The organism is Janthinobacterium lividum (assembly GCF_034424625.1).
GTDB lineage: Bacteria > Pseudomonadota > Gammaproteobacteria > Burkholderiales > Burkholderiaceae_D > Janthinobacterium > Janthinobacterium lividum.
In genome coordinates this window covers 4,224,114-4,249,878 of record NZ_CP139976.1, presented here as the reverse complement: position 1 = coordinate 4,249,878, position 25,765 = coordinate 4,224,114, and the positions used below count along the sequence as shown (strand labels likewise).

At 65.0% G+C, this 25,765-nt stretch carries 22 protein-coding genes; 14 read left to right on the top strand and 8 right to left on the bottom strand.

Going from position 1 to position 25,765, the window contains the following annotated elements; genetic code table 11:
* Positions 1–4 precede the first annotated feature (4 nt).
* From U0004_RS19220 to U0004_RS19195, 6 genes are all read right to left on the bottom strand, one after another.
* Positions 5–1,444, bottom strand: a complete 1,440-nt coding sequence (locus U0004_RS19220) for an efflux transporter outer membrane subunit (protein ID WP_115057539.1) — start codon at positions 1,442–1,444, stop codon at positions 5–7.
* Positions 1,441–4,581, bottom strand: coding sequence for an efflux RND transporter permease subunit (locus U0004_RS19215; RefSeq protein WP_070257675.1), 3,141 nt, complete (start codon positions 4,579–4,581; stop codon positions 1,441–1,443). The genes U0004_RS19220 and U0004_RS19215 overlap by 4 nt, the downstream gene beginning before the upstream one ends.
* A gap of 9 nt (positions 4,582–4,590) precedes the next feature.
* Positions 4,591–5,733, bottom strand: a complete 1,143-nt coding sequence (locus tag U0004_RS19210; protein WP_052140251.1) for an efflux RND transporter periplasmic adaptor subunit — start codon at positions 5,731–5,733, stop codon at positions 4,591–4,593.
* Positions 5,730–7,199 carry an MFS transporter gene (locus U0004_RS19205; protein ID WP_081345714.1) on the bottom strand — a complete coding sequence of 490 codons (1,470 nt, stop codon included), beginning with the start codon at positions 7,197–7,199 and terminating at the stop codon, positions 5,730–5,732. Before U0004_RS19205 ends, U0004_RS19210 begins: the two co-directional genes overlap by 4 nt.
* 121 nt (positions 7,200–7,320) lie before the next feature.
* A complete protein-coding gene (gene cysE / locus U0004_RS19200) occupies positions 7,321–8,178 on the bottom strand; it encodes a serine O-acetyltransferase (RefSeq protein ID WP_080753494.1) in 858 nt (285 codons plus the stop codon).
* A 289-nt stretch (positions 8,179–8,467) separates the two neighbouring features.
* Positions 8,468–9,325 (bottom strand): MBL fold metallo-hydrolase, encoded by an 858-nt coding sequence (locus U0004_RS19195; protein ID WP_034783945.1) that lies wholly within the window; start codon positions 9,323–9,325, stop codon positions 8,468–8,470.
* Positions 9,326–9,513: 188 nt separating this feature from the next.
* Between U0004_RS19195 and U0004_RS19190 the strand changes: the two genes are divergently transcribed.
* Together U0004_RS19190 and U0004_RS19185 are read left to right on the top strand one after the other, a co-directional pair.
* The gene (locus tag U0004_RS19190; protein WP_070257673.1) at positions 9,514–9,750 is read left to right on the top strand and encodes a hypothetical protein; all 237 of its coding nucleotides are present in this window, start codon (positions 9,514–9,516) and stop codon (positions 9,748–9,750) included.
* 112 nt (positions 9,751–9,862) lie between these two features.
* Positions 9,863–10,111, top strand: coding sequence for a hypothetical protein (locus tag U0004_RS19185; RefSeq protein WP_034783948.1), 249 nt, complete (start codon positions 9,863–9,865; stop codon positions 10,109–10,111).
* Between the two features lie 61 nt (positions 10,112–10,172).
* Here the strand turns inward: U0004_RS19185 and U0004_RS19180 are convergent, their stop codons facing one another.
* Positions 10,173–10,430 carry a hypothetical protein gene (locus U0004_RS19180; protein WP_070257672.1) on the bottom strand — a complete coding sequence of 86 codons (258 nt, stop codon included), beginning with the start codon at positions 10,428–10,430 and terminating at the stop codon, positions 10,173–10,175.
* A gap of 50 nt (positions 10,431–10,480) precedes the next feature.
* On the opposite strand from U0004_RS19180, the gene prpB reads away from it, so the two are divergent.
* From prpB to U0004_RS19145, 7 genes are all read left to right on the top strand, one after another.
* On the top strand, positions 10,481–11,368 hold the full coding sequence (prpB, locus tag U0004_RS19175) for a methylisocitrate lyase (RefSeq protein WP_034783951.1): 888 nt from the start codon (positions 10,481–10,483) through the stop codon (positions 11,366–11,368).
* Between the two features lie 69 nt (positions 11,369–11,437).
* The gene (gene prpC / locus U0004_RS19170) at positions 11,438–12,592 is read left to right on the top strand and encodes a bifunctional 2-methylcitrate synthase/citrate synthase (RefSeq protein ID WP_034783952.1); all 1,155 of its coding nucleotides are present in this window, start codon (positions 11,438–11,440) and stop codon (positions 12,590–12,592) included.
* Positions 12,593–12,603: 11 nt separating this feature from the next.
* On the top strand, positions 12,604–15,198 hold the full coding sequence (acnD, locus tag U0004_RS19165; RefSeq protein WP_070257688.1) for a Fe/S-dependent 2-methylisocitrate dehydratase AcnD: 2,595 nt from the start codon (positions 12,604–12,606) through the stop codon (positions 15,196–15,198).
* 115 nt (positions 15,199–15,313) lie between these two features.
* Positions 15,314–16,504: a 2-methylaconitate cis-trans isomerase PrpF gene (gene prpF, locus U0004_RS19160; RefSeq protein ID WP_070257671.1), complete on the top strand. Its 1,191-nt coding sequence runs from the start codon at positions 15,314–15,316 to the stop codon at positions 16,502–16,504.
* A 134-nt stretch (positions 16,505–16,638) separates the two neighbouring features.
* Positions 16,639–18,192 carry an MBOAT family O-acyltransferase gene (locus tag U0004_RS19155; protein WP_115057538.1) on the top strand — a complete coding sequence of 518 codons (1,554 nt, stop codon included), beginning with the start codon at positions 16,639–16,641 and terminating at the stop codon, positions 18,190–18,192.
* Positions 18,090–19,433 (top strand): hypothetical protein, encoded by a 1,344-nt coding sequence (locus U0004_RS19150; protein ID WP_147284982.1) that lies wholly within the window; start codon positions 18,090–18,092, stop codon positions 19,431–19,433. The genes U0004_RS19155 and U0004_RS19150 overlap by 103 nt, the downstream gene beginning before the upstream one ends.
* A 116-nt stretch (positions 19,434–19,549) precedes the next feature.
* Positions 19,550–21,436: a propionate--CoA ligase gene (locus tag U0004_RS19145; protein ID WP_070257668.1), complete on the top strand. Its 1,887-nt coding sequence runs from the start codon at positions 19,550–19,552 to the stop codon at positions 21,434–21,436.
* A 44-nt stretch (positions 21,437–21,480) separates the two neighbouring features.
* Here U0004_RS19145 and U0004_RS19140 read toward each other — a convergent pair whose 3' ends face one another.
* The gene (locus U0004_RS19140; RefSeq protein WP_052140253.1) at positions 21,481–22,194 is read right to left on the bottom strand and encodes a S24 family peptidase; all 714 of its coding nucleotides are present in this window, start codon (positions 22,192–22,194) and stop codon (positions 21,481–21,483) included.
* Positions 22,195–22,343: 149 nt separating this feature from the next.
* On the opposite strand from U0004_RS19140, the gene U0004_RS19135 reads away from it, so the two are divergent.
* The 5 genes from U0004_RS19135 to U0004_RS19115 all read left to right on the top strand — a co-directional run bounded on the left by U0004_RS19135 (position 22,344) and on the right by U0004_RS19115 (position 25,734).
* Positions 22,344–22,760: a FeoC-like transcriptional regulator gene (locus U0004_RS19135; protein WP_034783960.1), complete on the top strand. Its 417-nt coding sequence runs from the start codon at positions 22,344–22,346 to the stop codon at positions 22,758–22,760.
* 18 nt (positions 22,761–22,778) lie between these two features.
* Positions 22,779–23,321 carry a DnaJ-like cysteine-rich domain-containing protein gene (locus U0004_RS19130; RefSeq protein WP_034783962.1) on the top strand — a complete coding sequence of 181 codons (543 nt, stop codon included), beginning with the start codon at positions 22,779–22,781 and terminating at the stop codon, positions 23,319–23,321.
* Positions 23,322–23,656: 335 nt separating this feature from the next.
* Positions 23,657–24,862: a phage tail tube protein gene (locus U0004_RS19125; protein ID WP_070257667.1), complete on the top strand. Its 1,206-nt coding sequence runs from the start codon at positions 23,657–23,659 to the stop codon at positions 24,860–24,862.
* Positions 24,863–24,889: 27 nt separating this feature from the next.
* A complete protein-coding gene (locus U0004_RS19120; protein WP_139144201.1) occupies positions 24,890–25,390 on the top strand; it encodes a hypothetical protein in 501 nt (166 codons plus the stop codon).
* An 8-nt stretch (positions 25,391–25,398) separates the two neighbouring features.
* Positions 25,399–25,734, top strand: a complete 336-nt coding sequence (locus U0004_RS19115; protein WP_070257666.1) for a phage tail assembly chaperone — start codon at positions 25,399–25,401, stop codon at positions 25,732–25,734.
* Positions 25,735–25,765 lie beyond the last annotated feature (31 nt).

The window sequence follows — 25,765 nt, the reverse complement described above, 5'->3', positions numbered from 1 at the left end:
CATCCTAGCGCGTCACAGGCCCGTCGAAGCCGCCCGCCATGGCCGTGTAGCCACGGGCCGTGGCGATGGCCACGTCGCGGTGGGCCGTCACCAGCTGCTCCTGCGTGGCCAGCGCAATACGTTCCGCTTCGAGCACGCCGAGCAGGCTTTCCGCGCCTTCCTGGTAGCGCACCCTTGCCAGGCGCGCGCTCTCCTGCGCCAGCTGGTGCGCCTCGCGCAGTTCCGCGTGGCGGCTGCGCAGCTGTACCCATTGCGCGATGGCGCTGTCGGTTTCCTCCAGTGCCAGCGCCAGCGCCTTGTCGAAGCCGGCCTGCGCGGCCAGCACTTCGGCGCCGGCTGCGCGCGCGCGGGCGCGGCGCGTGCCGCCATCGAACAGCGGCAGGGAAAAGGCGGCGCCCGCATGCCAGCGCGCCGCATCGCCGCCATTCCAGTCGCCGGCCACGCCGGAGGCGCCGAACAGCGCGCCCAGGCTGATGCGCGGGAAGCGCTCGGCGATGGCGGCGCCTTCGCGGGCGCTGGCCGCCGCCAGCGCGCGCTCGGCCGCGCGCACGTCGGGCCGGCGCAGCAGCAAATGGGCCGGTTCGTCCGTCAGCAAGGATTGCGGCAGCGCCAGCGGCATCGGCTGGTCGAGCGCCGCCAGTTCCGGCGCATCGAGGCGCTGTCCCGTGAGGGTGGCCAGCCGGTTGCGCGCCACGCGCTCATCAAAGTTCAGGCTGGGCAGGCGGGCACTGGCCAGGCGCATCTGCGCCTCGGCGCGCATGCGTTCGGCCGGCGCGGCGCGGCCCGCGTTCTCGCGCTCGCGCACCAGCCGCAAGGTGCCGGACTGGTTCGATAATTGCTCCTGCAGGCTGGCGCGCATCTGCTGCGCGCCGCGCAGCACCAGGTAGGCATCGACCACCTGCGCCAGGATCAGGCGCCGCACGTCGTCGCGCACGGCGGCGCGCTCGTCCGCCGAAGCCTCGGCCGCGGCGATGCTGTGGCGCACGCGGCCGAACAGGTCGAGCTCCCAGCTGAAGACGGCGTTCCACTGCACCGGCGAGGCGATGTGCGGCTGGCCGTCGCTGCTCTCGATCGCCGCCAGGCGCGCGCGCCCGGCCTGGGCATCAAGATCTACCGCCGGCAGGCGGGCGCCGCGCGCCGCTTGCGCGAATTCGTTGGCGCTGGCCAGGCGCGCGGTGGCGATGCGCACGTCGTAATTGTCTTGCCAGGCGCGCTGGACCAGCTGCTCCAGCCTGGCATCGCCCAGCTCTTGCCACCACCGCGCGGGCGGCGCGCCGGCCTGCAGCTCCGGTGCGCCGGCGGCCGAGGGCAGGACCGGCAGCTGCGCCGTGTCGAGCGCCCGCGTGGCAGTGGGCGTGCCGACGCTGCAGCCGGCCAGGGCCAGCATGGCGGCCGCCAGCAGCGGTGCGGCGTGGCGCGTGTTCAAGTGAATCATGCGGCTCATGCGGCTTCTCCCAGCGCGACCGTGCGCGCGGCAGGCGCCGCGCGGCGTCTGCTCAGCAAGGTGAAAAACAAGGGTGTAAACAACAGGCCCGACAAGGTCACGCCCAGCATGCCGGCGAAGACGGCCGTGCCCATCGACTGGCGCATTTCCGCACCCGCACCGGAAGACAGCATCAGCGGTATCGCGCCCAGCAAGAAAGCCAGTGAGGTCATCAGGATGGGCCGCAGACGCGTGCGGGCGGCGGCGATGGCCGCTTCGCGCGCATCGGCGCCGGCCGCCATCGCCTGGCGCGCGAATTCGACGATCAGGATGGCATTCTTGGCAGCCAGGCCGATCAGCACCACGATGCTGATCTGCGTCAGCACGTTATTGTCCAGGCCGCGCCACGATACCCCGATCAGCGTGGCCAGCACGCAGCTGGGCACGATCAGCACGACGGACAGGGGCAGCAGCCAGCTTTCAAACAGGGCCGCCAGCAGCAAGTACACCAGCAGCACGGCCAGGCCCAGCACCATGCCGGTGCTGCCGCCCGCGTGCTTTTCCTGCAGCGCCAGTTCCGTCCACTCGTAGTCGAAGCCGGCCGGCAGGCGCGCCTTGAGGAGCTCTTCCATCGCGGCGATGGTTTGCCCCGTCGAGTAGCCAGGCTTGGTGCTGCCCTGGATTTCGGCGGCAGGATACAGGTTGTAGCGCGGCACGCGGAACGGCGCCGTGCCTTCGCTGAAGGTGGCCACGCTGCCCAGCGGCACCATGTCGCCGTTGGCGGCGCGCGTCTTCAACGCGGCCAGGTCGGCCACGCTGCGCCGATAGGGCGCGTCCGCCTGCGCGGTGACCCGCCAGACCCGGCCCATCAGATTCATGTCGTTGACGAATACGGGCGCCATGTAGCTTTGCAGGGTCTCGTTGACGCGCAGCAGCGGCACGCCCAGGTACTCGGCCTTGGTGCGGTCCAGTTCAACCTTGATCTGCGGGCTCATGGCGTTGAACGGCGTGAAGGCGCCCATCACCGAGGGCAGTTTCCCCGCTTCCTCGGCGATGCCGCGCGCGGCCGCCTGCAAGGCTTGCGGTCCCAGGCCGCCCGTGTCGCGCAGCATCAGCTTGAAGCCGCCGCCGGTGCCGATGCCGGGCACGGAAGGCGGGGGTATCACCATCACGCGCGCCGCGCTGATGGGCGCCAGCCTGGCGCGCATGGCGCCCAGCATGGCCGGGCCGTCCAGGCCATCGCTGGCGCGCGCGCCGAAGTCCTTGAACATGGTGAAGATGACGGCCGTGTTGGGCGCCGAGGTAAACGTGGCGCCGTCGGTGCCGACGAAGGCGGCCGTGTGGGCCACGCCGGGGTGGCTCATCAGGCGGGCCGTGGCGTCCTGCACCACTTCGCTGGTGCGCGCCAGGGTCGAGCCGGCCGGCAGCTGGATCGAGACGATGGCATAGCCGCGGTCCAGCTGCGGCACGAAGCCGCGCGGCGTCACGTCCAGGCGCCACAGGGTCAGGCCCGCCAGCACCAGGTACACGGGCAGCATCAGCCAGCGCCGCGAGAGTATGCGCCCGGTCAGCTGCACATAGCCGCCTGTCAGGCGGGAAAAACCGCGGTTGAAGATGGTCATCCAGCGCGCGCCCAGGCTGTTGGCATCGTGCTGCGGCTTGAGCAGCAGCGCGGCCAGGGCCGGCGACAGCGTCAGCGAGACCAGCGCCGAGATCACGGTGGAGGCGGCGATGGTGACGGCGAACTGGCGGTAGAACATGCCGGAGATGCCATCGATGAAGGCCGTCGGCACGAACACCGCCACCAGCACCAGCGCGATGGCGATCAGGGCGAAGCCCACCTCGTTCATGCTGCGCTGCGCCGCGGCGACGGGGCTCATGCCTTCCTCCATGTGGCGCTCGACGTTTTCCACCACCACGATGGCGTCATCGACGACGATGCCGATCGCCAGCACCAGGCCGAACAGCGACAGGGTATTGAGCGTATAGCCCATCGCGGCAAGCACCGTGAAGGTGCCGACCAGGGACACGGGAATGGCCAGGATGGGAATGATGGCGGCGCGCCACGAGCCGAGGAACAGCAGCATGGCAAGGCACACCAGCAGTGCCGCCTCGAAGATGGTGTCGCGCACCTTGTCGATCGAGGAGCGGATGAATTCGGTCGGGTTGTAGTAGGCGTGGTAGGCGACGTCCTGCGGGAAATCGGCTTCCATCTTCGCCAGCTGGGCCAGCACGCGGTCGCCGGTGGCCAGCGCGTTCGAGCCGGGCAGCAGGCTGATGCCCAGCGCGATGGCCGTGCGGTTGTCGACAAAGCCGCTTTCCGTGTAATCCTGCGCGCCCATCTCGACGCGCGCCACGTCGCGCAGGCGCACCACGCCGCCATCGGCATGGGCGGCCACGACGATCGCTTCGAATTCGGCCACGTCGCGCAAGCGGCTTTGCGCCTGCACCTGCACCTGGTAGGCACCATCGCTGCCGCCCGGCGGCTGGTTCAATACCCCCGCGGCGACCTGCGAATTGGCTTGCCGCACGGCGGCGATCACTTCCGGCGCCGTCAGGCCCAGCGAGGCCACGCGCGCCGGGTCGAGCCAGATGCGCATAGAGAAGTCGCGCGCGCCGCGCGTGTAGATGTCGCCGACGCCTTCAACGCGGGCCAGCTTGTCCTTGATGGCGGTGCCGATGAAGTTGGAGATGTACTGCTGGTCGCGCGTGCCTTTCGGCGAATCGAACAGCACCACCATCAGCAGGTCGGGCGAGGCCTTCTTGACGGCCAGCCCCAGCCGGCGCACGGCTTCGGGCAGGCGCGCTTCGGCTACCGCCACGCGGTTCTGCACCAGCGACTGGGCCTGCTCGACGTTGGTGCCCGGCTTGAACACCACGCTGATGGTCAGCTTGCCGTCGCCCACCGATTGCGAGGACATGTAGAGCATGCCGTCGACGCCATTGATTTCCTGTTCGATCGGCGCGGCGACGGTATCGGCGATTTCCTGCGCCGAGGCGCCCGGGTAGTTGGCCTTCACCGTGACCGTGGGCGGCACGATCTCGGGAAACTCCGAGATCGGCAGGCGCATGGCCGACACCGCACCCACCAGCGTGATCAGGATAGACAGCACGATGGCAAACACGGGACGGCGGATGAAAAATTGGGAAAAGCGCATGGTCTCTCCTTATGCGCCGTTGGCGCGGGGAGTCGCCACCAGCACCTGGTCGCCCGGCCGCACCTTGGCCGCGCCGGAGACGATGACCCTGTCCTGCGGCGTGAGGCCGGAGAGCACGATCTGCTTGTCGCCCTGCAGGCCGCCCAGTTCCAGCTTGCGCGGCGCCACCTTGCCCGCCGCGTCCACGACGAACACCATCTTTTTGTTCTGGTCGCTGAGGATGGCGGCGTCGGGCACCAGCAGGCGTTCTTGCGCCGCGCCGACGGGAATGCGCACGCGCGCAAAGCTGCCCGGCATGACGGCGCGGTCGGCGTTGGCCAGGCTGGCGCGCAGGCGCACCGTGCCCGAACGGGCGCTGATCTCGTTGTCGACAAAGTCGACGGTGGCATCCTGGGCGGGGCCGCCGCCATCGAGCGCCAGCTGCACCTTGCCCGGCAGCTTGCTTTGCTGGCGCAGGCGCTGGAAATCCGCTTCGGACAGGTCGACCATGGCGCGCACGGGGCTGTGCGCAACGATGGTGGTCAGCACGCCGCTCTGCGCCGCGCCGCCGGCCACGTAGTTGCCGACATCGACACGGCGGTCCGACACCGTGCCGGCGATGGGAGCGCGCATGGTGGTGAAGGACAGCTCCAGTTCGGCGCTGCGCAATTCCGCCTTGCTCAGCATGACGGCCGCCTGCGCGCCTTCCAGCTCGCCGCGCGCCCGTTCCAGTTCCTCGGTGCTGGCCGCGCCCGTTTGCTGCAGCCGGCTGCTGCGCTCGAACTGGGCCGTGGCCAGCTTGCTGCGCGCATTGGCCTGGGCCAGGCTGGCCTGGGCGCGGTCGCGCGCCGCCGCAAAGGGACGCGGGTCGATGACGAACAGCGCATCGCCGGCCTTGACCTGCTGGCCATCGCGAAAGGCGATCTGCTGCAGATAGCCAGACACGCGCGAGCGCACTTCCACGCGCTGCGACGGCTCGATGCGGCCCGTGTAGTCGAGGGTCGCCTGCACCATCGACGTTTCCGGCAGCGCCACGGAAACGGTGGGCTTGGGCGGCGGGCCGCCAGGCGCGGCCTGGGAACGGCCGCAGCCGGACAAGGTGGCGCTGCAGGCCAGGGCCAGCAGCAGTAACAGCGGGACGGGCAGGGACGGGATCGGACGGGGGCGCATCATGCGGGGTCTCCAGAAGGCGTAGGGGGCTTGGCCAGGGCGCGGCCGAGCGCGAAAATGGCCAGCGCGGCGAGTATCAGCGCGCTGGCGACGGCAAAGGTGGCGTGCATGCCACGGATCATGGCGGCTGGCTGGGCGCTGGCGATATCGCTGGCGCTGGCAAAAAAAGCAAAGATGGCGCCCATCACGGAGGCGCCCGTGACGAGGCCCAGATTGCGCGACAGATTGAGCATGCCGGAGATGAGGCCGCGCTGGTCGGGAACGATGTCGCCCATCACGGCGGTATTGTTGGCTGCCTGGAACAGCGCGTAGCTGGCCGTGAGCAGCATGATCGGCGCGACGTAGCCGGGGATGCCCAGGCTGGCGGGCAGCAGGGACAGCGCCAGGCAGGCAGCGGTCGCGCCGCACAGGCCAGCGCCGCCCATGCGCTGCGCGCCGTAGCGGTCCACCAGCCAGCCGGACGGCACGCCGCAGAACGCCGCCACCAGCGGTCCGGCCGCCAGCACCATGCCGGTGACGGCCGTGCCCAGGCCCAGGCCGCGCGCCAGGTAGAAGGGGCCGACCACCAGGGTGGACATCATGACCGTCGACACCAGCATGCTGGTCGCCAGGCCGGCGCTGAGCACGGGCGCGCGCAGCATGGCCAGGCGTATCAGCGGCGCCGGCGCCTTCAGTTCCACATACACGAACAGGGCGCCGCCCACGCAGGCTGCCAGCAGCAGCGCCACGTTGCGCATGCCGAAATGGCCGCGGCCCAGGGTCATGGCCAGCGCATAGGCGGCCAGGGTCAGCGCCAGCAGCAGCGTGCCGCGGTGGTCGAAGACGGGACGCCTGGCGTGCGCGCCGCGCTGGTCGGCCGGCAGGAAGCGCCATGCCATCAGCAGCGCCACGCCTGCCAGCGGCACGTTGACGAGGAAAATGGCTTGCCAGCCGAACTGCGCGATCAGCAGGCCGCCCAGTGCGGGACCGAGCGTGGTGCCGACGGCCGACATGGTGCCGAGCAGGCCCATGGCGCTGCCCGTCTGCGCCTTGGGCACGGTGCTGCCGACAAAGGCCATGGTCAGGGCCATCATGACGGAAGCGCCGAGGCCCTGCAGGGCGCGCGCGGCGACCAGCAGCCACAGGGTGGGCGCCAGGGCGCACAGGATGGAGGCGACGGCAAACAGCGCGATGCCTGCCAGCAGCAGGCGGCGCCGGCCGATCATGTCGCCGAGGCGGCCCACGCTGACGATCAGCGCGGTGATGGCCAGCAGGTAGGCCAGCACGATCCATTGCACATCCTGGAACGGCGCATGCAGGGCCTTGGCCATGTCGGGCAGGCCCACGTTGGCGATGCTGGTGCCCAGCGCGGGCAGCAGCATCGACAGGGACAGGCTGGCAAGCGCGCCGCGCACGGGCATCGTGGCGGTACCGGCCGGGGCGGCCTGCTGGCTGGGTGAGGGTGGTACGGGTTTTGACGGCGAATTCATAAGGTGGTTGATCCATCCATTAACGGTCATTACATGGTACTGAGGGATTTGGTATGGCGGAAGACGCACAATTTGCACTTTGTTATTGCGTTTGACGCCATGTCTGGTGCGCCGGGCAGCGCTACAGCATCTGGTCCATCTCGAAGGCAGGCAGGCTGTCGGCCTGGTGGTAGCGGACGATGCGCCCGGGAATGCCGGCCACGGTGCAATGCGCGGGCACGTCGCGCAGGACCACGCTGCCGGCGGCCACCTTGCTCATGGCGCCGATCTCGATGTTGCCGAGGATTTTGGCGCCCGCGCCCAGCATCACGCCCGAACGGATCTTCGGGTGGCGGTCGCCATGCTCCTTGCCGGTGCCGCCGAGGGTGACGTTCTGCAGGATGGAAACGTTGTCGTCGACCACGGCCGTTTCGCCGATGACGATGCCGCTGCCGTGATCGAGCATGATGCCCGCGCCGATGCGCGCGGCCGGATGGATGTCGATGCCGAAGACGCTGGCCGCGTGGCTGGACAGGGCAAAGGCGGCCTCGCTGCGGCCCGCCGTCCACAGATGGTGCGCCATGCGGTAGGTCTGCAGCGCATGAAAGCCCTTCAGGTTCAGCAGCGCGTGCAGGCCGTCGGGACAGGCCGGATCGCGCTGCGCGATGGCCGCAAGGTCGGCCGTGATGCTGGCCAGGATGCGCGGCTGCGTGCTTAAAATGTCCTCGAACAGGGGGCGCAGCACGGCCGGGCGCATGTCGCGCGCGCCCAGGCGGTGCGCCAGGACGGCGGCGAGCAGTCCGGCGGGGCTGTCGTGCGGCAGAATCAGCTCGTCGAGCATGGGCCGCAGCAAGGGCTCGCGCGCGGCGAGCCGCAGCGCCAGTTCGCGTACCTGCTCCCAGGCGCAGTCCACGCTGGCGGGCTGGCAGGCTGCGGCGGCGTCGATGCGGCGCAGGGGCGGCGCGGGCGGCAGGGGGCTGGCGTATGTCAAGTAAGTCATCGTGGCGCCTGTCCAGGCAAAGGAAGGAAAAGTGGAGCGCCTGGCAACAACGCCGGCGCCGGCTGGCAAGTGCCCAGGGTCCCGGAAGGCCGGGCTGCGCGGATTGCGGGTACACGATAAGCCGCCGCAGGGGGCGAAGCAAATCGTAAATACTGAGCGCGCGGCTCACGATTCCTGATGCTTGGGGAGGGTGTGGCAGGGGCGCATGCCGCGCCGGCGCTCGGGCAGGCGGCGCCAGGGGGCGGTGCGATGCGGCGGGAAGGAGGGGGCGCAGCGTGGCCCCGCGAAATTACAGCGCGTTGAGCGGAATCTTCAGGTAGCGCACGCCGTTGTCTTCCGGCTCGGGCAGCTTGCCCGCATTGATGTTGACCTGGATGGCGGGCAGGATCAGTGTCGGCATGTCGAGGGTGGCGTCGCGGCTGGTGCGCATGGCCACGAACTGCTCTTCCGTGATGCCGTCGCGCAAGTGGATGTTGCCGGCGCGCTGCTCGGCCACCGTCACTTCCCAGCGCGCCTCGCGGCCGTTGGGCGGGTAGTCGTGGCACATGAACAGCCGCGTCTGCGGCGGCAGCGCCAGCAATCGCTGCGCGGAGCGGTACAGCAGGGCAGCGGAACCGCCGGGAAAGTCGCAGCGGGCCGAGCCCACGTCCGGCATGAACAGGGTGTCGCCGACAAACACGGCGTCGCCGATCTGGTACGCCAGGTCGGCCGGCGTATGGCCGGGCACGTGCAGGGCGCGTACTTCCAGCTTGCCGATATGAAACACCTGGTCGGGCGCGAACAGCTGGTCGAACTGCGAGCCGTCGGCCCTGGCGTCATCCTGGTGGTAGACGGCCGCGAACGCCTGCTGCACCGTCTGGATGGCGGCGCCGATGGCCACGTCGCCGCCCAGCTGCTGCTGCAGGTAGGGCGCGGCGGAAAGATGATCGGCGTGCGCGTGGGTTTCCAGCAGCCAGCGGCATTGCAAGCCGTGTTCGCGCACGAAGGCGATCACCTTGTCGGCCGAGGAGGTGGACGTGCGGCCCGCCTTGGGGTCGTAGTCGAGCACGGAATCGATGATGGCGCAGTCCCGGCCATCGGCCTCGTACACAACATAGGTGACGGTGGCGGTGGCGGGGTCGAAGAAGGCTTGGATTTGTGGAGTCATCACGGCGGCAAGGGGCGGGCAAGGGAGGGACAGGGAATGGCATTATATCGCCAGAGTTCGCCCAAAAAATGTTGAAAATTGACATTTAACATGCGAAAAACAGATAAGCGGGCGCGCATGCGACTGGCACAGTCGTGCGCACCCTGGCGCTTGCAGCATGGTAACCTCATTCTTACAAGGAGGAATTCATGAACGATATCACTGCACGCAGCGAACAATACCGCGGTTTTACGATTTCGGTGACCCCGCAAAAGGATAACGACGATTTATGGGATTTCACCTACCGCCTGCAGCGCGAAGGCGAACCCGAGGCGCAGGCGATCACGCGCAGCCGCACCCTGGGCGGCTACGCGGCCCCGGAAACGGCTTGCACGGCTGGCCTGGAAGTGGCCAGGACGGAAGTGGATAATCTGCTGCGCCCTTGAGCCGGCGTAAATCGTTTAGCCCGATTGCCCGCTGGCGCGTGAAACACGTCGCTGCCAGTCGCGCTTCATGCTACGATTTCCACTATTGAGTCAGTCACGAAGGAGGCACCCCATGGATAGCAGTTCTAAAATTCACTATAAAGGCTGGGAAATCGTTCCCCTGGCCGTGCCCACCACCGACGGCAAATGGTCGGCCAGTTGCGATATCGAGCGCGCCACCGCGGAAGGCCTGGAAGTGTTCGAAGGCTCGACCATGCAATTCGTGCGCGACGACGAGGAGGGCGCCATTGCCGCCGCCTGCGAAGAAGCCGTGCGCCAGATCGACAACATCATCGCCAATCCGCTGGTGCGGCTGGCCTAGTTTGCCCTCGCAGCATCTGTTGCAGTCCCTGTATTACTCAGCCGGCGCCCGCCGGCTGTTTTTATTGCGCGTCTTGCCAGCCTTGGCTTTCATCGCCGCTGTTCTCCTGTTTGTTGCATGTTTCATGATATGTTTCAAAATGGATGGGATGAAACATAAATGAAACATCCTTGACGCCAAACGTGACATCGCTGCTCCGCTGCGTGACAGCGCACGATGCGCGGCCCATGGCCGTCTTGCCCGCATTTTCACTCTGCGGCAGATGGTGTGTCCCCTGGCCGGCAGGTCCTGGCACGGCATTTGCAATACTGATGCTCATAGCCACTCCGTGAAACATTCGGGACCATCCGAAACCCATAAGGTGAACACATGACTCAATACTCCGCAGGTGCCGCATTCCGCAAGGCCGTCCAGGAAGAATCCCCGTTGCAAGTCGTCGGCGCCATCAACGCCAACCACGCCTTGCTGGCCAAGCGCGCCGGTTACAAGGCCATTTACCTGTCTGGCGGCGGTGTCGCGGCCGGCTCGCTGGGCTTGCCAGACCTGGGCATTTCCAGCCTGGATGACGTGCTGACCGATATCCGCCGCATCACCGACGTGTGCGATCTGCCGCTGCTGGTCGACGCCGACACGGGCTTCGGTTCGTCCGCCTTCAACGTGGCGCGCACCGTGAAATCGATGATCAAGTTTGGCGCGGCGGGCCTGCACATCGAAGACCAGGTGGGCGCCAAGCGCTGCGGCCACCGTCCGGGCAAGGAAATCGTCAGCAAGGAAGAAATGGTCGACCGCATCAAGGCGGCCGTCGATGCGCGCACGGACCCGAATTTCGTCATCATGGCGCGCACCGATGCGCTGGCCGTCGATGGCCTGGAAGCGGCGCTCGAGCGCGCTGTCGCCTGCGTCGAAGCGGGCGCCGACATGATCTTCCCGGAAGCCATCACGGACCTGGACATGTACGCCACGTTCGCCAAGGCCGTCAACGTACCGATCCTGGCCAACATCACGGAATTCGGATCCACGCCGCTGTTCACGCTGGACGAATTGCGCAGCGCCCACGTGGGCCTGGCCTTGTATCCGTTGTCGGCCTTCCGCGCCATGAACAAGGCGGCGGAAAACGTCTACCAGGCGCTGCGCCGCGATGGCACGCAAAAGAACGTGGTCGACACCATGCAGACGCGCATGGAGCTGTATGAATCGATCAATTACCATGACTTCGAGCAAAAGCTCGACGCGCTGTTCGCCGCGCAAAAGAAATAAACAGAAGCAGGGGCCGCATGCCGGCCCCGCAGTGACGCAACCGAGACTAGTCAATTTTTGGAGAAATCAATGAACGCACCGCAAGCCGCCACTTTCAAGCCTAAAAAATCCGTCGCCCTGTCCGGCGTCACCGCCGGCAACACGGCGCTGTGCTCGGTCGGCAAGACCGGCAACGATTTGCATTACCGCGGCTATGACATCCTGGACGTGGCCGACAGCTGCGAGTTCGAGGAAATCGCCTACCTGCTGGTGCATGGCAAGCTGCCGACGTCCGCGGAACTGAAAGGCTACAAGGCCAAACTGAAATCCTTGCGCGGCCTGCCGTCCGCCGTCAAAGCCGCGCTGGAAGCCTTGCCCGCCGCCGCCCACCCGATGGACGTGATGCGCACGGGCGTGTCCGTGCTGGGCTGCACCTTGCCGGAAAAAGACGACCATAACGCGCCAGGCGCGCGCGACATCGCCGACCGCCTGATGGCGTCGTTCGGCTCCATGCTGCTGTACTGGTACCACTATAGCCATAACGGCAAGCGCATCGAAGTGGAAACGGACGACGACTCGATCGGCGGCCACTTCCTGCACCTGCTGCATGGCGAAAAACCGTCGGCGTCGTGGGAAAAAGCCATGCATACGTCGCTGATCCTGTACGCGGAACACGAATTCAACGCTTCGACCTTTACCAGCCGCGTGATCGCCGGCACGGGTTCGGACATCCACTCGGCCATCACGGGCGCCATCGGCGCGCTGCGCGGCCCGAAACACGGCGGCGCGAACGAAGTGGCGCTGGAGATCCAGAAACGCTACGACAACGCCGACGAAGCGGAAGCGGATATCCGCGAGCGCGTGGCCAACAAGGAAGTGGTGATCGGCTTTGGCCACCCCGTCTACACGATCTCCGACCCGCGCAACGTCGTCATCAAGGAAGTGGCGCGCAATCTGTCGCTGGAAGCCGGTTCCACGAAAATGTTCGACATCGCCGAGCGCCTGGAATCGGTCATGTGGGAAATCAAGAACATGTTCCCCAACCTGGACTGGTTCTCGGCCGTGTCGTACCACATGATGGGCGTGCCGACGGCGATGTTTACGCCGCTGTTCGTCATCTCGCGCACTTCGGGCTGGGCCGCGCACATCATCGAGCAGCGCATCGACAACAAGATCATCCGCCCGAGCGCCAACTACGTGGGCCCGGAAGACCTGGAATTCGTGCCGATCAAGGACCGCAAATAATGAGCACCAACATGAATACCTTGCACCGCAAGCCCTTGCCGGGCACCCAGCTAGACTATTTCGACACGCGCGCCGCCGTCGATGCGATCCAGCCAGGCGCCTACGCCACCTTGCCCTATACCTCGCGCGTACTGGCCGAAAACCTCGTGCGCCGCTGCGACCCGGCCACCCTGGACGCTTCGCTGAGCCAGTTCATCGAACGCCGCCGCGACCTGGACTTCCCCTGGTTCCCCGCGCGCGTCGTCTGCCATGACATCCTGGGCCAGACGGCCCTGGTCGACCTGGCCGGCCTGCGCGACGCCATCGCGGCACAGGGCGGCGACCCGGCGCTGGTCAATCCGGTGGTCCCCACGCAGCTGGTGGTCGACCATTCGCTGGCCGTCGAATGCGGCGGTTTCGACCCGGACGCCTTCGCCAAGAACCGCGCCATCGAAGACCGCCGCAACGAAGACCGTTTCGACTTCATCGACTGGACGAAAAAAGCGTTCAAGAACGTCGACGTGATCCCTCCGGGCAACGGCATCCTGCACCAGATTAACCTCGAGCGCATGTCGCCCGTGATCCAGGTGCAGGACGGCGTGGCCTATCCCGACACCCTGGTGGGCACGGATTCGCACACGCCCATGGTCGATGCGCTGGGCGTGATCGCCATCGGCGTGGGCGGCCTGGAAGCGGAAAGCGTGATGCTGGGCCGCGCCTCGTGGATGCGCCTGCCCGACATTATCGGCGTCAAGCTGACGGGCAAGCCGCAGCCGGGCATCACGGCCACGGACACGGTGCTGGCGCTGACGGAATTTCTGCGCAAGCAGAAGGTCGTCTCGTCCTACCTGGAATTCTTTGGCGAAGGCGCTTCGCACCTGACCTTGGGCGACCGCGCCACGATTTCCAACATGGCGCCGGAATTCGGCGCCACGGCCGCCATGTTCTACATCGACGCGCAAACCATCAAGTATCTGAAACTGACGGGCCGCGACGACGAACTGGTGAAACTGGTGGAACTGTATGCGAAGGAAACGGGCTTGTGGGCCGACAGCCTGGCCGACGCGCAGTACGAGCGCGTGTTGACGTTCGACCTGTCGTCCGTCGTGCGCAATATCGCCGGCCCATCGAACCCGCACAACCGCGTGCCGACGTCGGAACTGGCCGCGCGCGGGATTTCCGGCGTGGTGGAAGACGAACCGGGCAAGATGCCGGACGGCGCCGTCATCATCGCGGCCATCACCAGCTGCACCAATACGAACAATCCGCGCAACATGATCGCGGCCGGCCTGATCGCGCGCAATGCGAACCGCCTCGGCTTGACGCGCAAGCCGTGGGTGAAATCGTCGCTGGCGCCCGGTTCGAAAACCGTGGAACTGTACCTGCAGGAAGCGGGCCTGATGCCGGAACTCGAAACACTGGGCTTCGGCGTGGTGGCTTTCGCCTGCACCTCGTGTAACGGCATGTCGGGCGCGCTCGACCCCGTGATCCAGGATGAAGTGGTGTCGCGCGACCTGTACGCCACGGCCGTCTTGTCGGGCAACCGCAACTTCGACGGCCGCATCCACCCATATGCGAAGCAGGCTTTCCTCGCTTCGCCGCCGCTGGTGGTGGCCTACGCAATCGCCGGCACCATCCGCTTCGATATCGAAAAGGATGTGCTGGGCCATGATGCGGACGGCAAGGCTATACTGCTGAAGGATATCTGGCCGTCCGATGAGGAAATCGACGCCATCGTCGCTTCCAGCGTCAAGCCGGAGCAGTTCCGCAAGGTGTATATCCCCATGTTCGCCAAGCAGGCGGACGACGGCATCAAGGTCAGCCCCCTGTACGACTGGCGTCCGCAGACGACGTATATCCGCCGTCCGCCATACTGGGAAGGCGCGCTGGCTGGCGCACGTCCATTGAAAGGCATGCGTCCCCTGGCTGTTTTGGGCGACAACATCACGACCGACCACTTGTCGCCATCGAACGCCATCATGCTCGATAGCGCGGCCGGCGAGTACCTGGCGAAGATGGGCTTGCCGGAGGAAGACTTCAATTCCTACGCCACGCACCGGGGCGACCATCTGACGGCGCAGCGCGCCACGTTTGCCAACCCGACCCTGAAGAACGAGATGGTCATCGAGGACGGTAAAGTCAAGGCCGGTTCGCTCACGCGCATCGAGCCGGAAGGCACGATTTCACGCATGTGGGAAGCCATCGAGGTGTACATGGAGCGCAAGCAGCCATTGATCATCATCGCCGGCGCCGACTACGGCCAGGGTTCCTCGCGCGACTGGGCCGCCAAGGGCGTGCGCCTGGCCGGCGTGGAAGCCATCGTGGCCGAAGGCTTCGAACGCATCCACCGCACCAACCTGGTGGGCATGGGCGTGCTGCCGCTGGAATTCCTCCCTGGCGTGAACCGCAAGACACTGGGCCTGGACGGCAGTGAAACCTACGACGTCATCGGCGAGCGCACGCCGCGCTCCACCTTGACCTTGTTGATCCATCGCAAGAACGGCGACACGGTGGAAGTGCCCGTCACCTGCCGCCTCGACACGGCGGAAGAGGTGTCGATCTACGAGGCCGGCGGCGTCTTGCAGCGCTTTGCGCAGGACTTTTTGGAGTCCTCAAAAGCCGCGTAAACGGGTAGGTCGGATTAGCGAAGCGTAATCCGACAATATTTGTGAAAAACCCGCCAACAATGTGTCGGATTAGCGTGGCGACGCCACGCTAATCCGGCCTACTTTCGGACAGACCATGACTCACATCCCCCAAATCAATATCCCCGCCACCTACATGCGCGGCGGCACCAGCAAGGGCGTGTTCTTCCGCCTGCAGGATCTGCCCGCCAGCGCGCAAGTGCCGGGCGCGGCGCGCGATGCGCTGCTGCTGCGCGTCATCGGCAGCCCCGACCCGTACGGCAAGCAGATCGACGGCATGGGCGGCGCCACGTCGAGCACCAGCAAGACGGTGATCCTGGCAAAAAGTAGCAAGCCGGGGCACGACGTCGACTACCTGTTCGGCCAGGTCTCCATCGACAAGCCTTTTGTCGACTGGAGCGGCAATTGCGGCAACCTGTCGGCCGCCGTCGGCTCGTTCGCCATCGCCAGCGGACTGGTGGACGCCGCCCGCGTGCCGCAAGATGGCATTGCCACGGTGCGCATCTGGCAAGCCAATATCGGCAAGACCATCATCGCCCATGTCCCCATGACGCATGGCGAAGTACAGGAAACGGGCGACTTCGAACTCGATGGCGTGACTTTTCCGGCCGCCGAAGTAAAACTGGAATTCCTCGATCCGGCCGCGGAGGAAGAGGGGGGCGGTGGCGCCATGTTCCCTACTGGCAACCTCGTCGATGACCTCGATGTGCCCGGCATCGGCAGCCTGAAAGTCACCATGATCAACGCCGGCATCCCGACGATCTTTGTCGACGCGGACGCCATCGGCTACACGGGCACGGAACTGCAGGACGCCATCAATGGCGACCCTGCCGCGCTGGCCCGTTTCGAGACCATCCGCGCGCATGGCGCGCTGCGCATGGGCCTTATCGCGCATCTCGACGAGGCGGCGAAACGCCAGCACACGCCGAAGGTCGCGTTTGTCGCCAAGCCGGCCGGCTATGTCTCGTCCAGCGGCAAGCAGGTGGACGCGGGCGATATCGACCTGCTGGTGCGCGCCATGTCCATGGGCAAGCTGCACCACGCCATGATGGGCACGGCCGCTGTCGCCATCGGCACGGCGGCAGCCATCCCCGGTACCCTGGTCAACCTGGCGGCGGGCGGCGGCGAAAAAACCAGCGTGCGCTTCGGCCATCCGTCCGGCACCCTGATGGTGGGCGCGGAAGCGGCGCTGGCCGATGGCGCATGGAGCGTCACCAAGGCCATCATGAGCCGCAGCGCGCGCGTGCTGATGGAAGGGTTCGTGCGCATTCCCGGCGACGCGTTTTAAGGCCAAGCAGGCGGATGCGCATGCAGATCAGTTGATATTTCTGCTAGTAAAGAAATTGAGCGACAAGGAAAATGGGGGAGCGCCGGCAGCGATGCGCATGCGGCGACCTTCCATGCTTCCCGACGGGTGAATTGATGCTATTTAACTCCTACGTCTTCCTGTTTGCGTATCTGCCCATCACGGTGGCGGGATTTTTCATCCTGGGACGGCGCAGCCAGTTGTGGGCCGCCGCCTGGCTGGCTTGCGCCTCGCTGTTTTTCTATGGCTGGTGGGATTACCGCTACCTGCCGCTGCTGCTCGGCTCCATCCTCTTCAATTACGGCAGCGCCGCCCTGCTTGGGCCAGGACGCATCCGCCACCGCAAGGGCCTGTTGATCGTGGCCATTGCCGCCAACCTGGGGCTGCTCGCCTATTACAAGTATGCGGGATTCTTTGTGGCCAGCCTGGCGCAATTGCTGGCGCAGCCGCTGCCCGCCCTGCACGTGGTGCTGCCTATCGGGATCTCGTTCTTTACGTTTACCCAGATCGCCTTCCTGGTCGATACCTACCAGGGCAAGGCGCAGGAAAGCCGCTTTGTTCATTATCTGCTGTTCGTGACCTATTTCCCTCACCTGATCGCCGGCCCTGTATTGCATCACAAGGAAATGATGCCGCAGTTTGCCGACAGGCGGATATTCAGGCTCTCGGCCCGGAACATCGCTATCGGCAGCACGATCTTTTTCATCGGCCTGGCAAAAAAAGTGTTAATTGCCGACAATGTCGGCCCGTATGCGGCGCCGCTGTTCGATGCCCCAGCCGAACCTTCGCTGCTGCTCGCCTGGGGCGGGGTGCTGGCGTACACCTTCCAGCTGTACTTTGATTTTTCCGGCTATTCCGACATGGCCATCGGTTTGTCGCGCCTGTTTGGCGTGCGCCTGCCGCTCAATTTCGATTCGCCCTATAAATCGCGCAATATCGCCCAATTCTGGCGCCGCTGGCACATGACGCTGTCGCGTTTCCTGCGCGATTACCTGTATATTCCGCTGGGTGGCAAGCGCTGCGGGCCGGTGCGGCGCTACCTGAACCTCATGATCACCATGGTGTTGGGCGGTTTGTGGCATGGCGCCGGATGGAATTTTCTTGTCTGGGGTGCGCTGCACGGCGCCTACCTGGCCATCCACAAGGCCTGGAGCGCGGCTGCGCGGCGGCTGCATCTGCCGCTCGATAGTCGCGCCTGGAAAACCGTGGCCACCCTCGTCACTTTTTCCGCCGTCTGCGTTGCGTGGGTCTTTTTCCGCGCCCCGGACATGGCGACGTCATGGACGATCCTGCAGGGTATGGCGGGCAGCTATGGCGTGGCCGTGCCCGATGTGCTGGCCAGCGGCGTGCCGTCGCTGCAGCATCTGCTGGAGACGATAGGCACGACGTTTTATCTGGGCGGTGGACGTCTGTTCGTCGAGACCTGGGCGTGGATAGCCGTCGCCGCGCTGCTGGCCTTTGCCTTTCCGAACACGCAGCAAATCATGCGCCGCTGCGAACCGGCGCTGGATTTCCGGCGTGCGCGCACTGCAGGAACGGCAAGCCGGGACATGGCGCGCCTGCTGACGTGGCGCGCCTCGCCTGCGTGGGCGGCCGCCATCGCGCTGCTGGCGCTGGCGGGCATCCTGGCCCTGAACCGGCCCGCCGATTTCCTGTATTTCCAGTTCTGACGGGGATCGATGAAATGACAAGACCATCGTACGGCCGATATCTGTCCATTCTGGTGCTGGTGCTGCTGTCCTGCGCATGCCTGATATGCGCCTTTGTGTACATTGTCGACCCCTACAATCTGTATGGCGTGGTCAGGCGCGTCAATTTCAACGCCGTCAAGCCTGGCCTGCAACGCTACCAGAGCCAGATCAAGCACGAACACGCGCTGCGCCTGCAGCCGCGCTTCATCATCCTGGGCAATTCGCGCGCGGAGATTGGCTTCGATCCACGTGCCGCTGCATTTGGTGCAATGCATGGTGCCGGCTACAATATGGGGATTCCCGGCACCGGAATGGCCACGGCCATCAGCCAGTTCGCGCAACTGTCGCAGGCAGGCATCAAGCCGGGGACGGTGATCGTGGGACTTGAATTCATCGACTTTCTGAAGCCGGCCATCGCGCCGCCGGCGCGTACAGAGGCGCCGTCCGGCCATGTTGCCGGATTCTGGCGTTTCGATACCTTGTTTTCTCTGGCCTCGGTGAAGGACGCCGTGAAGACTCCGCTCATACAGCATGACAGGGCGGCGTTCACCATGGCGCCGAGCGGCCTCAATCCCGCGCTGGACTATGGCGCGCAAGTGGTCCGCGATGGCTATTACAAGGTGTTCAAGCATCGGGCACAGAAAAGTGCCGCTCGATTTGTCAAAATGTCGACGACCGATTTTGCCGACGGCGATTTTCAATCGCTGCACGACTTCTTGCTGGCGATGGCGGCCACGCAGGCCGATGTCAAACTGGTGATCTATCCGTATCACGCACAGATGCTTACCCTGTTCGAAGGGGCAGGCCTGTGGCCCCTGTTCGACGAGTGGAAACGGCAGGTTGTGCTGGAAGTGGCGGCAGTGAAAAAAATGAACCCGTCGGCCAGCATCACGGTGACCGATTTCAGTGGCTTTGGCCCGTACAACTGCGAGCCGATTCCCACACAACAGCAGCGCCACGCCAGCACGCGGTGGTACTGGGAAGCAGGACACTTCAAGAAGGCGCTGGGCGACATCGTCATGCAGCGCATCATGACGCAAAAGGATAGCGCGCCGGACGACGGCCAGTTTGGCATGCCGCTGACCGGCGCCACCTTGGCGGCGAACCGCGACAGGATTGCGGCCGAGCGTCGCGCCTGCGTGGCTGCGCAGCCGGAGATGTTCGCGTTCTCGAAAAAACTGTTTGAAAAATTTTTGGAGGATGCCCCCATCCACAGATAAAAAAGAGCTGCGCAGGCAGACGATATACAGGTGATACACAGGTGGAACACAAAAGCGCGGCGGCCAGACCAGTTCGCCCAAGCCCGATACAAGGTTGCACGACTACCGGAGGAGACATGAATTTCGCAGCATTTTATCAACGCTCGATCGACACACCTGACGCTTTTTGGCGCGAGGAAGCGGACAAGATCGACTGGAACACCCCGTTTTCGCAAGTGCTCGATTATTCCCGCCCGCCATTTGCCAAGTGGTTCGTCGGCGGTACCACGAATTTGTGCCACAACGCCGTTGACCGCTGGGTGGAAAGCCAGGGCGATGCCGCCGCGCTGATCGCCATTTCCACCGAGACCAATACCGAGCGCAGCTACAGCTTTCGCGAGCTGCAGCGCGAAGTGGAGCGCTGCGCCGCCATCCTGCTGGCGCTGGGCGTGGGCAAGGGCGACCGCGTATTGATCTACATGCCGATGATCGCCGAGGCGGCGTTCGCCATGCTCGCTTGCGCGCGTATCGGCGCCGTGCATTCCGTGGTGTTCGGCGGCTTTGCCGCCAACAGCCTGGCCAGCCGCATCGACGATGCGCAGCCTAAGCTGGTGTTCTCCGTCGATGCCGGCTCGCGCAATGGCAAGGCGATAGCCTACAAGCCGCTGCTCGACGAAGCCATCCGCATCGCCGCGCACAAGCCGCGTCAGGTGCTGCTGGTCGACCGCCATCTCGTGCCGATGGAACTGACGCCCGGCCGCGACGTCGATTACGCGGCTCTGCGCGAGCAGCACATGGACGCGCAGGTGCCCGTCGCCTGGCTCGAATCGAACGAGCCGTCGTATGTGCTGTACACCTCGGGCACGACGGGCAAACCGAAGGGGGTGCAGCGCGACGTGGGCGGCTACGCGGTGGCGCTGGCATCGTCGATGCAGTACAACTTCTGCGGCAAGCCCGGTGAAACCTTCTTTGCCACCTCGGATATCGGCTGGGTGGTGGGCCATTCCTACATCGTGTATGGTCCGCTGATCGCCGGCATGGCCACCATCCTGTACGAAGGCTTGCCCATCTGTCCCGATGCCGGCATCTGGTGGAGCATCGTTGAAAAATACAGGGTCACGCGCATGTTCTCGGCGCCGACGGCCATCCGCGTGCTGCGCAAGCACCCGGTGGAACTGATGCGCAAATATGACCTGTCTTCCCTGAAGGCGCTGTACCTGGCGGGCGAGCCGCTCGACGAAACCACCTCGCAGTGGATCGCCGATGAACTGAAAGTGGACATCATCGACAACTACTGGCAGACGGAGACGGGCTGGCCGATTCTCTCGGTGGCGAAAGGCGTGGCCGATACCCCGACGCGCCTGGGTAGCCCCGGCCTGGCCATGTACGGCTACCAGGTCAAGCTGCTCAACGAAGCGACGGGCGAGGAGTGCGCCGCCAACGAGAAGGGCGTGCTGGTACTGGAAGGCCCGCTGCCGCCGGGCTGCATGCAAACGGTGTACGGCGACGATGCGCGTTTCGTCGACACCTACTGGTCCACCTTCAGCGGCCGGCAAGTGTATTCCACCTTCGACTGGGGCCTGCGCGATGCGGATGGCTATTATTTTATTCTGGGCCGCACCGATGACGTGATCAACGTGGCCGGCCATCGCCTGGGCACGCGCGAAATCGAGGAAAGCATCACCAGCCACCCGAACGTGTCGGAAGTGGCGGTGGTGGGCGTGGAAGACAAGCTCAAAGGCCAGGTGGCGATGGCTTTCGTGATCCTGAAGGATCCGCGCGGTTTCGACAGCGTCGAAGCGAAAGCGGTGCTGGAGCGCGAAGTGATGGCCGTCGTCGACCGCCAGCTGGGCGCCGTGGCGCGGCCTGCGCGCGTGCTGTTCGTGTCGCAGCTGCCGAAGACGCGCTCGGGCAAGCTGCTGCGCCGTTCGATCCAGGCCATCTGCGAAGGGCGCAGCCCGGGCGACCTGACGTCGATGGACGACCCGGCATCGCTGCAGCAGATCCAGGCGGCGCTGGCGTAAGCGCCAGGAAGCAAGCGAAGTTTATCAATCGATAAACTTCGCGTTCAAATCCGGTCGCTTTCCTTGCGCACGACCCTGCCGACGATCAGGCATTCATTGCCGCGGCACAGCTTGCGATGGTATTTGCGCTGGTCGGGGTTGTCCGACGTCAGCCACCATTCGCCGATATCGCGCGCCATGCGCTTGACCACCGGCTCGCCTTCATAATTGATGGCAAACACAATGCCGTCGGCTGGCCGGTTGTCGGCCGTGTTGATGATCACCACGTCATCCTCGTACAGGGCCGGCTCCATGCTCTCGCCCTTGACCTTGATCGCCACCAGTTTTTCAGGATGGTAGCCATTGCGCTCGACCCAGCTGCGCGGCACGCTGATGGTGCTGCCGTCGTGCGTTTCCGGTTCGATGGCAAAACCCGTGATGCCTGCCGACAGGCGCAGTTTCACCTTGCGGATCGGGTAGAAGCGTTCATCCTCGCCATCTTCCACCACCACGGCCTGCACGCCTGCCAGCGCGCGCGCGGCCATGGTCACCTGGTCCGGTGCCGCACCCTGGTCGAAGTACATGCTGTCCAACTGCAGGTCCGCTTCCAGCTTGCGCGCGATCTTTTCGCTGAAGGCGCGGCCCTCACGGTAGGTGGGCGAGAGGATTTGCGAGATGCGTGCCTCGCTCCAGCCGCTGACGTCGGAAATTTTCTTGCGCGTGTTGTCGTAGTGCTCGCGGATCAGGGCCAGCAGGCGGTCGCGTCTGTATTGATACATATTCATCTCCACATTAAACCTGAAATTTACCGTTTGATAAATTACCAAATGCTTGACTTTAACATTAGCGATTGATAAAGTCCACTCGTTGCCTGTCGCAAACGCACTACAGCGTCTGCCGGTTGGCGACACCACGGGAGGTCAGGCAGATGTTGAACAGCAGTCAGTTGGTTGAAAGCAGGGCGGCGCCGCGGCAGGGGCGCCAGTTACAGGGACGCAGCAAGAAGTCGCAGCTGCATATCGCCCGCATCGCGCAGTACATTCGCGAGCAGGGCCAGGCCAGCGCGGCGCAATTGTCCGCCTTGCTGGGACTCGATGCGGGCACCATGAGCCGCTATTTGCGCCACATGTGCGGCATGGGACAGATCCACCTGGCGCAGCGCCATTGCACGGAACCGGGACGCCAGCGGCCTGCCCTGTACGCGCTGGGCGAGCAGGATGACGAAGTCGATGGCTGGGCCGAACTGCCGCCGCAAGTGCGCCGCACGGCCAGCTGGGCACGCGGCACGGCGCACCGCGATCCGCTGGTGGCGGCGCTGTTTGGCCCGGCACAGAATAACGATTAGTATCAACGAGGAGAAATCATGGGGTTTGCAGAAAAATTCATCGCATCGCTGTCGTCGCAGAACTTGCGCGACGATGCCGTCCACCACGACCTGGATGTTATCGCGGCGGCCGCGCTGGCCGGCGACATGGGTGCCTTGCTGTGCCGCGTCAAGTATGCGGACGGCACCGTCAGCCGCCTGTTCGAAGGCAATGCGGGCAACCTGGCGCAGTTGCTGCGCGCCTGGACGGCTGCCGTGACGCAGAAGGGCCGTGCGCGGCGCTGGGTCAAGGCGCAGACGGCCTGGGATGCGCAGGCGGCCAATACCTTGTACCGCCGCGTTGCCGAAGCGTCGCTCGCGCATTGGCTCGACAGCAAATGCAAGGTCTGCCACGGCACGGGCGTCGTCGCTGCCATGCAGGCCGGCGCGCCTGTCGTCTGCAAGGCTTGCCACGGCGCCGGCGAAGCGGCCATCAGCTGCTCCGGCGGCTTCGAGCTCGAACGCATCAAGGATATGGTCAGCGAACTGGAAGGCATCTTCCAGTCGCACGGCGCCCGCGCCATGCGCCGCCTCGGCCACTGACAAATTTTCTGCAATATGCCTGGCACTGGAAAAAACGCCCCTACAATAGAGTCTCGATCACGCAGCAACAGCAACACCGGCAGCACCGCAGTACGCCACATGCTTCTCCACTCGTAATAGACGCGCCCAAGGCGCGACACCGATAGGGGAACTCAGCGCAGCGAACGGCCTTCATGGCCCCTTCGCCCACCTTTCGTCCGGCATGGCCCCGCGCCATCCGGACGCCAGCCCGCCGCCTCACCGCGCGCGGGTTTTTGTCTTCCTGATTATTCGCAGTTCCTGCCCCAAGACCGCCTCTGGCGGTCTTTTTTTATCTCACGAAAGGTTTTACAACTATGGCATCGACAGCAAACGGCATCGACAGCTTGATCGTTATCAGCAAACAAAGCGCCGAAGGCAGCAAGGCCGCCGCCGGCGGCGGCCAGATTTATCCCCGCGTCACAGCCACTTTCGACACGGAAGCGGACAAATACGCGAGCGCCGAAATCGACGCCAGCCAGCAGCAGGGCGATACCCGCCTGGGCAATTTCCGCACCACGGGCGCCATCAAGGCCGAAGCGGCGTGCGGCACGTATGCGCCGTTGATGGCGGCGCTGCTGCGCCGCGACTTCACGGCAGGCGGCGTGGCTGCCGCACAAACCACCATCGCCGCGGCAGCCTCCGGCCTGACGCGCAGTGCCGGTTCCTGGCTGAGCGAAGGCTTCCGCGCCGGCAGCGTGGTGCGCATCACCGGCATGACGGCGCCGGCGGCCGCCAACAACGCGAAGAATTTCTTCGTCACGTCGGTGACGGCCACCAACCTGAATGGCCAGTTCATGGACGGCTCGGCCATGATCGTCAAGGCGGCCGGCGACTCGGTCGGCGTGGCGGCCGTGGGCAAGCGCAGCTTCACCCCGTTGACAGGCCATACCACCGACTGGTTCACGGCCGAAGTGCAGGACCCGAAGATCGGCGTGCACCGCAGCTTCGTCGACCAGCTGGTCAGCAAGATGGATATCGCCGTGCAGCCGAACGGCATCACCAGCCTGGACTTCACCCTGATGGGCAAGGCGGAAGGCCCGACCACGGCCGTGCCGTACTTCCCCGCGCCGCTGGCCGCACCTGGCTCCGGCAAGTTTTCGGGCGCCACGGCCATGCTGTCGGTGAACGGCATCCCGTCGCAGATCTGCACCGGCATGTCCGTTTCGCTGGATGGCCAGGTCAAGGTCGACCCGGTGATCGGCTCGAAGTACGCCACGGCCGCCTCGCGCGGCAAGGTGATGGGCTCGGGCCAGTTCACGGTGCTGCTGCAGGACGCCACCTACCTCGACTACTTCAAGTCCGAGACGGAAATCCCGCTGGCCTACGCCATGGCGTCGGGCACGGCGCCGACCGCCGACGTGCTGGCGCTGGCCATGGGCCGCATCAAGATCACCTCGGCCAAGATCGACGACGGCGAGAAAAACAAGATCGTCACCTGCGCCTTCGACGTCCTGCGCTACAAGGGCGCGGACGCGCAGCACGAAGCGACCACCCTGACCATCCAGGACAGCGCGCTGTAAGCGGCTGACGCTTGACCCGGGGCCGCCTTGATGGCGGCCTTTTTACTTTTACCTCAATCAAGAAAGAAAATACATATGAACAACGCACAAATGATCGCCTCGGCTGGTTTTGATATTTCCCTGTTGAATGATGGCAACAAATCGGTGGATCAGGTGCACCTGGTGTCAGTGTTGTTTGACGAAGACGGCGCACACAAGGCGGGCTTTGAAATCGTCAGCAAAAATTCCGACCAGTACCGTGCCGTGATTCGCGAAACGTCGGTGGTGGCGATCAAGCGCTCGGTGCAAAAAAGCAAGCAAATCGACGCGAAGACCGACGAAGGCGCCGCGGAACTGTATGACCTGGCGGAAAACCGCAACATGAAGATCGCCATCGCGGTGGTGGTGGGCATGCCTGGTTTCGTCGACAAGGGCGTCCCGGTACAGCCTTCCCCGGCTTTGCTGAAGGCGATTTTTGAAAAAATGCCGTCCTGGCAGGAAAAAGTGCTGGCCGCACTCGAGGCGGACGGCAATTTTTTGACGGTCTAGCCGCCGCCTTGCTGCTCTTTGCCGAGGAACAGTTTGAGCGTTCGGCAAAGGCGGCTGATGGCAATGCGAAAGGCGAGCACCTGGATGCCGCCAAGCGCCATCCACTCTACCGGGAGCCGCAGGCTCCCGTTCGCGCGCAACTGCCGTTTGAACTGGCGCATGTGTGGCAGTTTTTCGTGCAGATGAGCCGCAAGCGGCAAAACGGCATGGCGGTCAATCCCTTGAGCAGCCTGGATATCCTGGCATGGCAACTGCGGCATCGTATCCGTCTGGCGGTTTGGGAAGAGGAGCTGGTCGATCAGCTCGACGCAGCCTATATCTCCCATCAAAACAGTTCGCCTTAGCCCTGGTTTTGCCCTGATTTTTACAGCAGAG

Excerpts from the sequence above, each read along its gene's own strand:
- U0004_RS19220 (WP_115057539.1), bottom strand. The coding sequence starts at position 1,444 with ATGAGCCGCATGATTCACTTGAACACGCGCCACGCCGCACCGCTGCTG.
- U0004_RS19215 (WP_070257675.1), bottom strand. The coding sequence starts at position 4,581 with ATGCGCTTTTCCCAATTTTTCATCCGCCGTCCCGTGTTTGCCATCGTG.
- U0004_RS19210 (WP_052140251.1), bottom strand. The coding sequence starts at position 5,733 with ATGATGCGCCCCCGTCCGATCCCGTCCCTGCCCGTCCCGCTGTTACTG.
- U0004_RS19205 (WP_081345714.1), bottom strand. The coding sequence starts at position 7,199 with ATGAATTCGCCGTCAAAACCCGTACCACCCTCACCCAGCCAGCAGGCC.
- cysE (WP_080753494.1), bottom strand. The coding sequence starts at position 8,178 with ATGACTTACTTGACATACGCCAGCCCCCTGCCGCCCGCGCCGCCCCTG.
- U0004_RS19195 (WP_034783945.1), bottom strand. The coding sequence starts at position 9,325 with ATGACTCCACAAATCCAAGCCTTCTTCGACCCCGCCACCGCCACCGTC.
- U0004_RS19190 (WP_070257673.1), top strand. The coding sequence starts at position 9,514 with ATGAACGATATCACTGCACGCAGCGAACAATACCGCGGTTTTACGATT.
- U0004_RS19185 (WP_034783948.1), top strand. The coding sequence starts at position 9,863 with ATGGATAGCAGTTCTAAAATTCACTATAAAGGCTGGGAAATCGTTCCC.
- U0004_RS19180 (WP_070257672.1), bottom strand. The coding sequence starts at position 10,430 with ATGAGCATCAGTATTGCAAATGCCGTGCCAGGACCTGCCGGCCAGGGG.
- prpB (WP_034783951.1), top strand. The coding sequence starts at position 10,481 with ATGACTCAATACTCCGCAGGTGCCGCATTCCGCAAGGCCGTCCAGGAA.
- prpC (WP_034783952.1), top strand. The coding sequence starts at position 11,438 with ATGAACGCACCGCAAGCCGCCACTTTCAAGCCTAAAAAATCCGTCGCC.
- acnD (WP_070257688.1), top strand. The coding sequence starts at position 12,604 with ATGAATACCTTGCACCGCAAGCCCTTGCCGGGCACCCAGCTAGACTAT.
- prpF (WP_070257671.1), top strand. The coding sequence starts at position 15,314 with ATGACTCACATCCCCCAAATCAATATCCCCGCCACCTACATGCGCGGC.
- U0004_RS19155 (WP_115057538.1), top strand. The coding sequence starts at position 16,639 with ATGCTATTTAACTCCTACGTCTTCCTGTTTGCGTATCTGCCCATCACG.
- U0004_RS19145 (WP_070257668.1), top strand. The coding sequence starts at position 19,550 with ATGAATTTCGCAGCATTTTATCAACGCTCGATCGACACACCTGACGCT.
- U0004_RS19140 (WP_052140253.1), bottom strand. The coding sequence starts at position 22,194 with ATGTATCAATACAGACGCGACCGCCTGCTGGCCCTGATCCGCGAGCAC.
- U0004_RS19135 (WP_034783960.1), top strand. The coding sequence starts at position 22,344 with ATGTTGAACAGCAGTCAGTTGGTTGAAAGCAGGGCGGCGCCGCGGCAG.
- U0004_RS19130 (WP_034783962.1), top strand. The coding sequence starts at position 22,779 with ATGGGGTTTGCAGAAAAATTCATCGCATCGCTGTCGTCGCAGAACTTG.
- U0004_RS19125 (WP_070257667.1), top strand. The coding sequence starts at position 23,657 with ATGGCATCGACAGCAAACGGCATCGACAGCTTGATCGTTATCAGCAAA.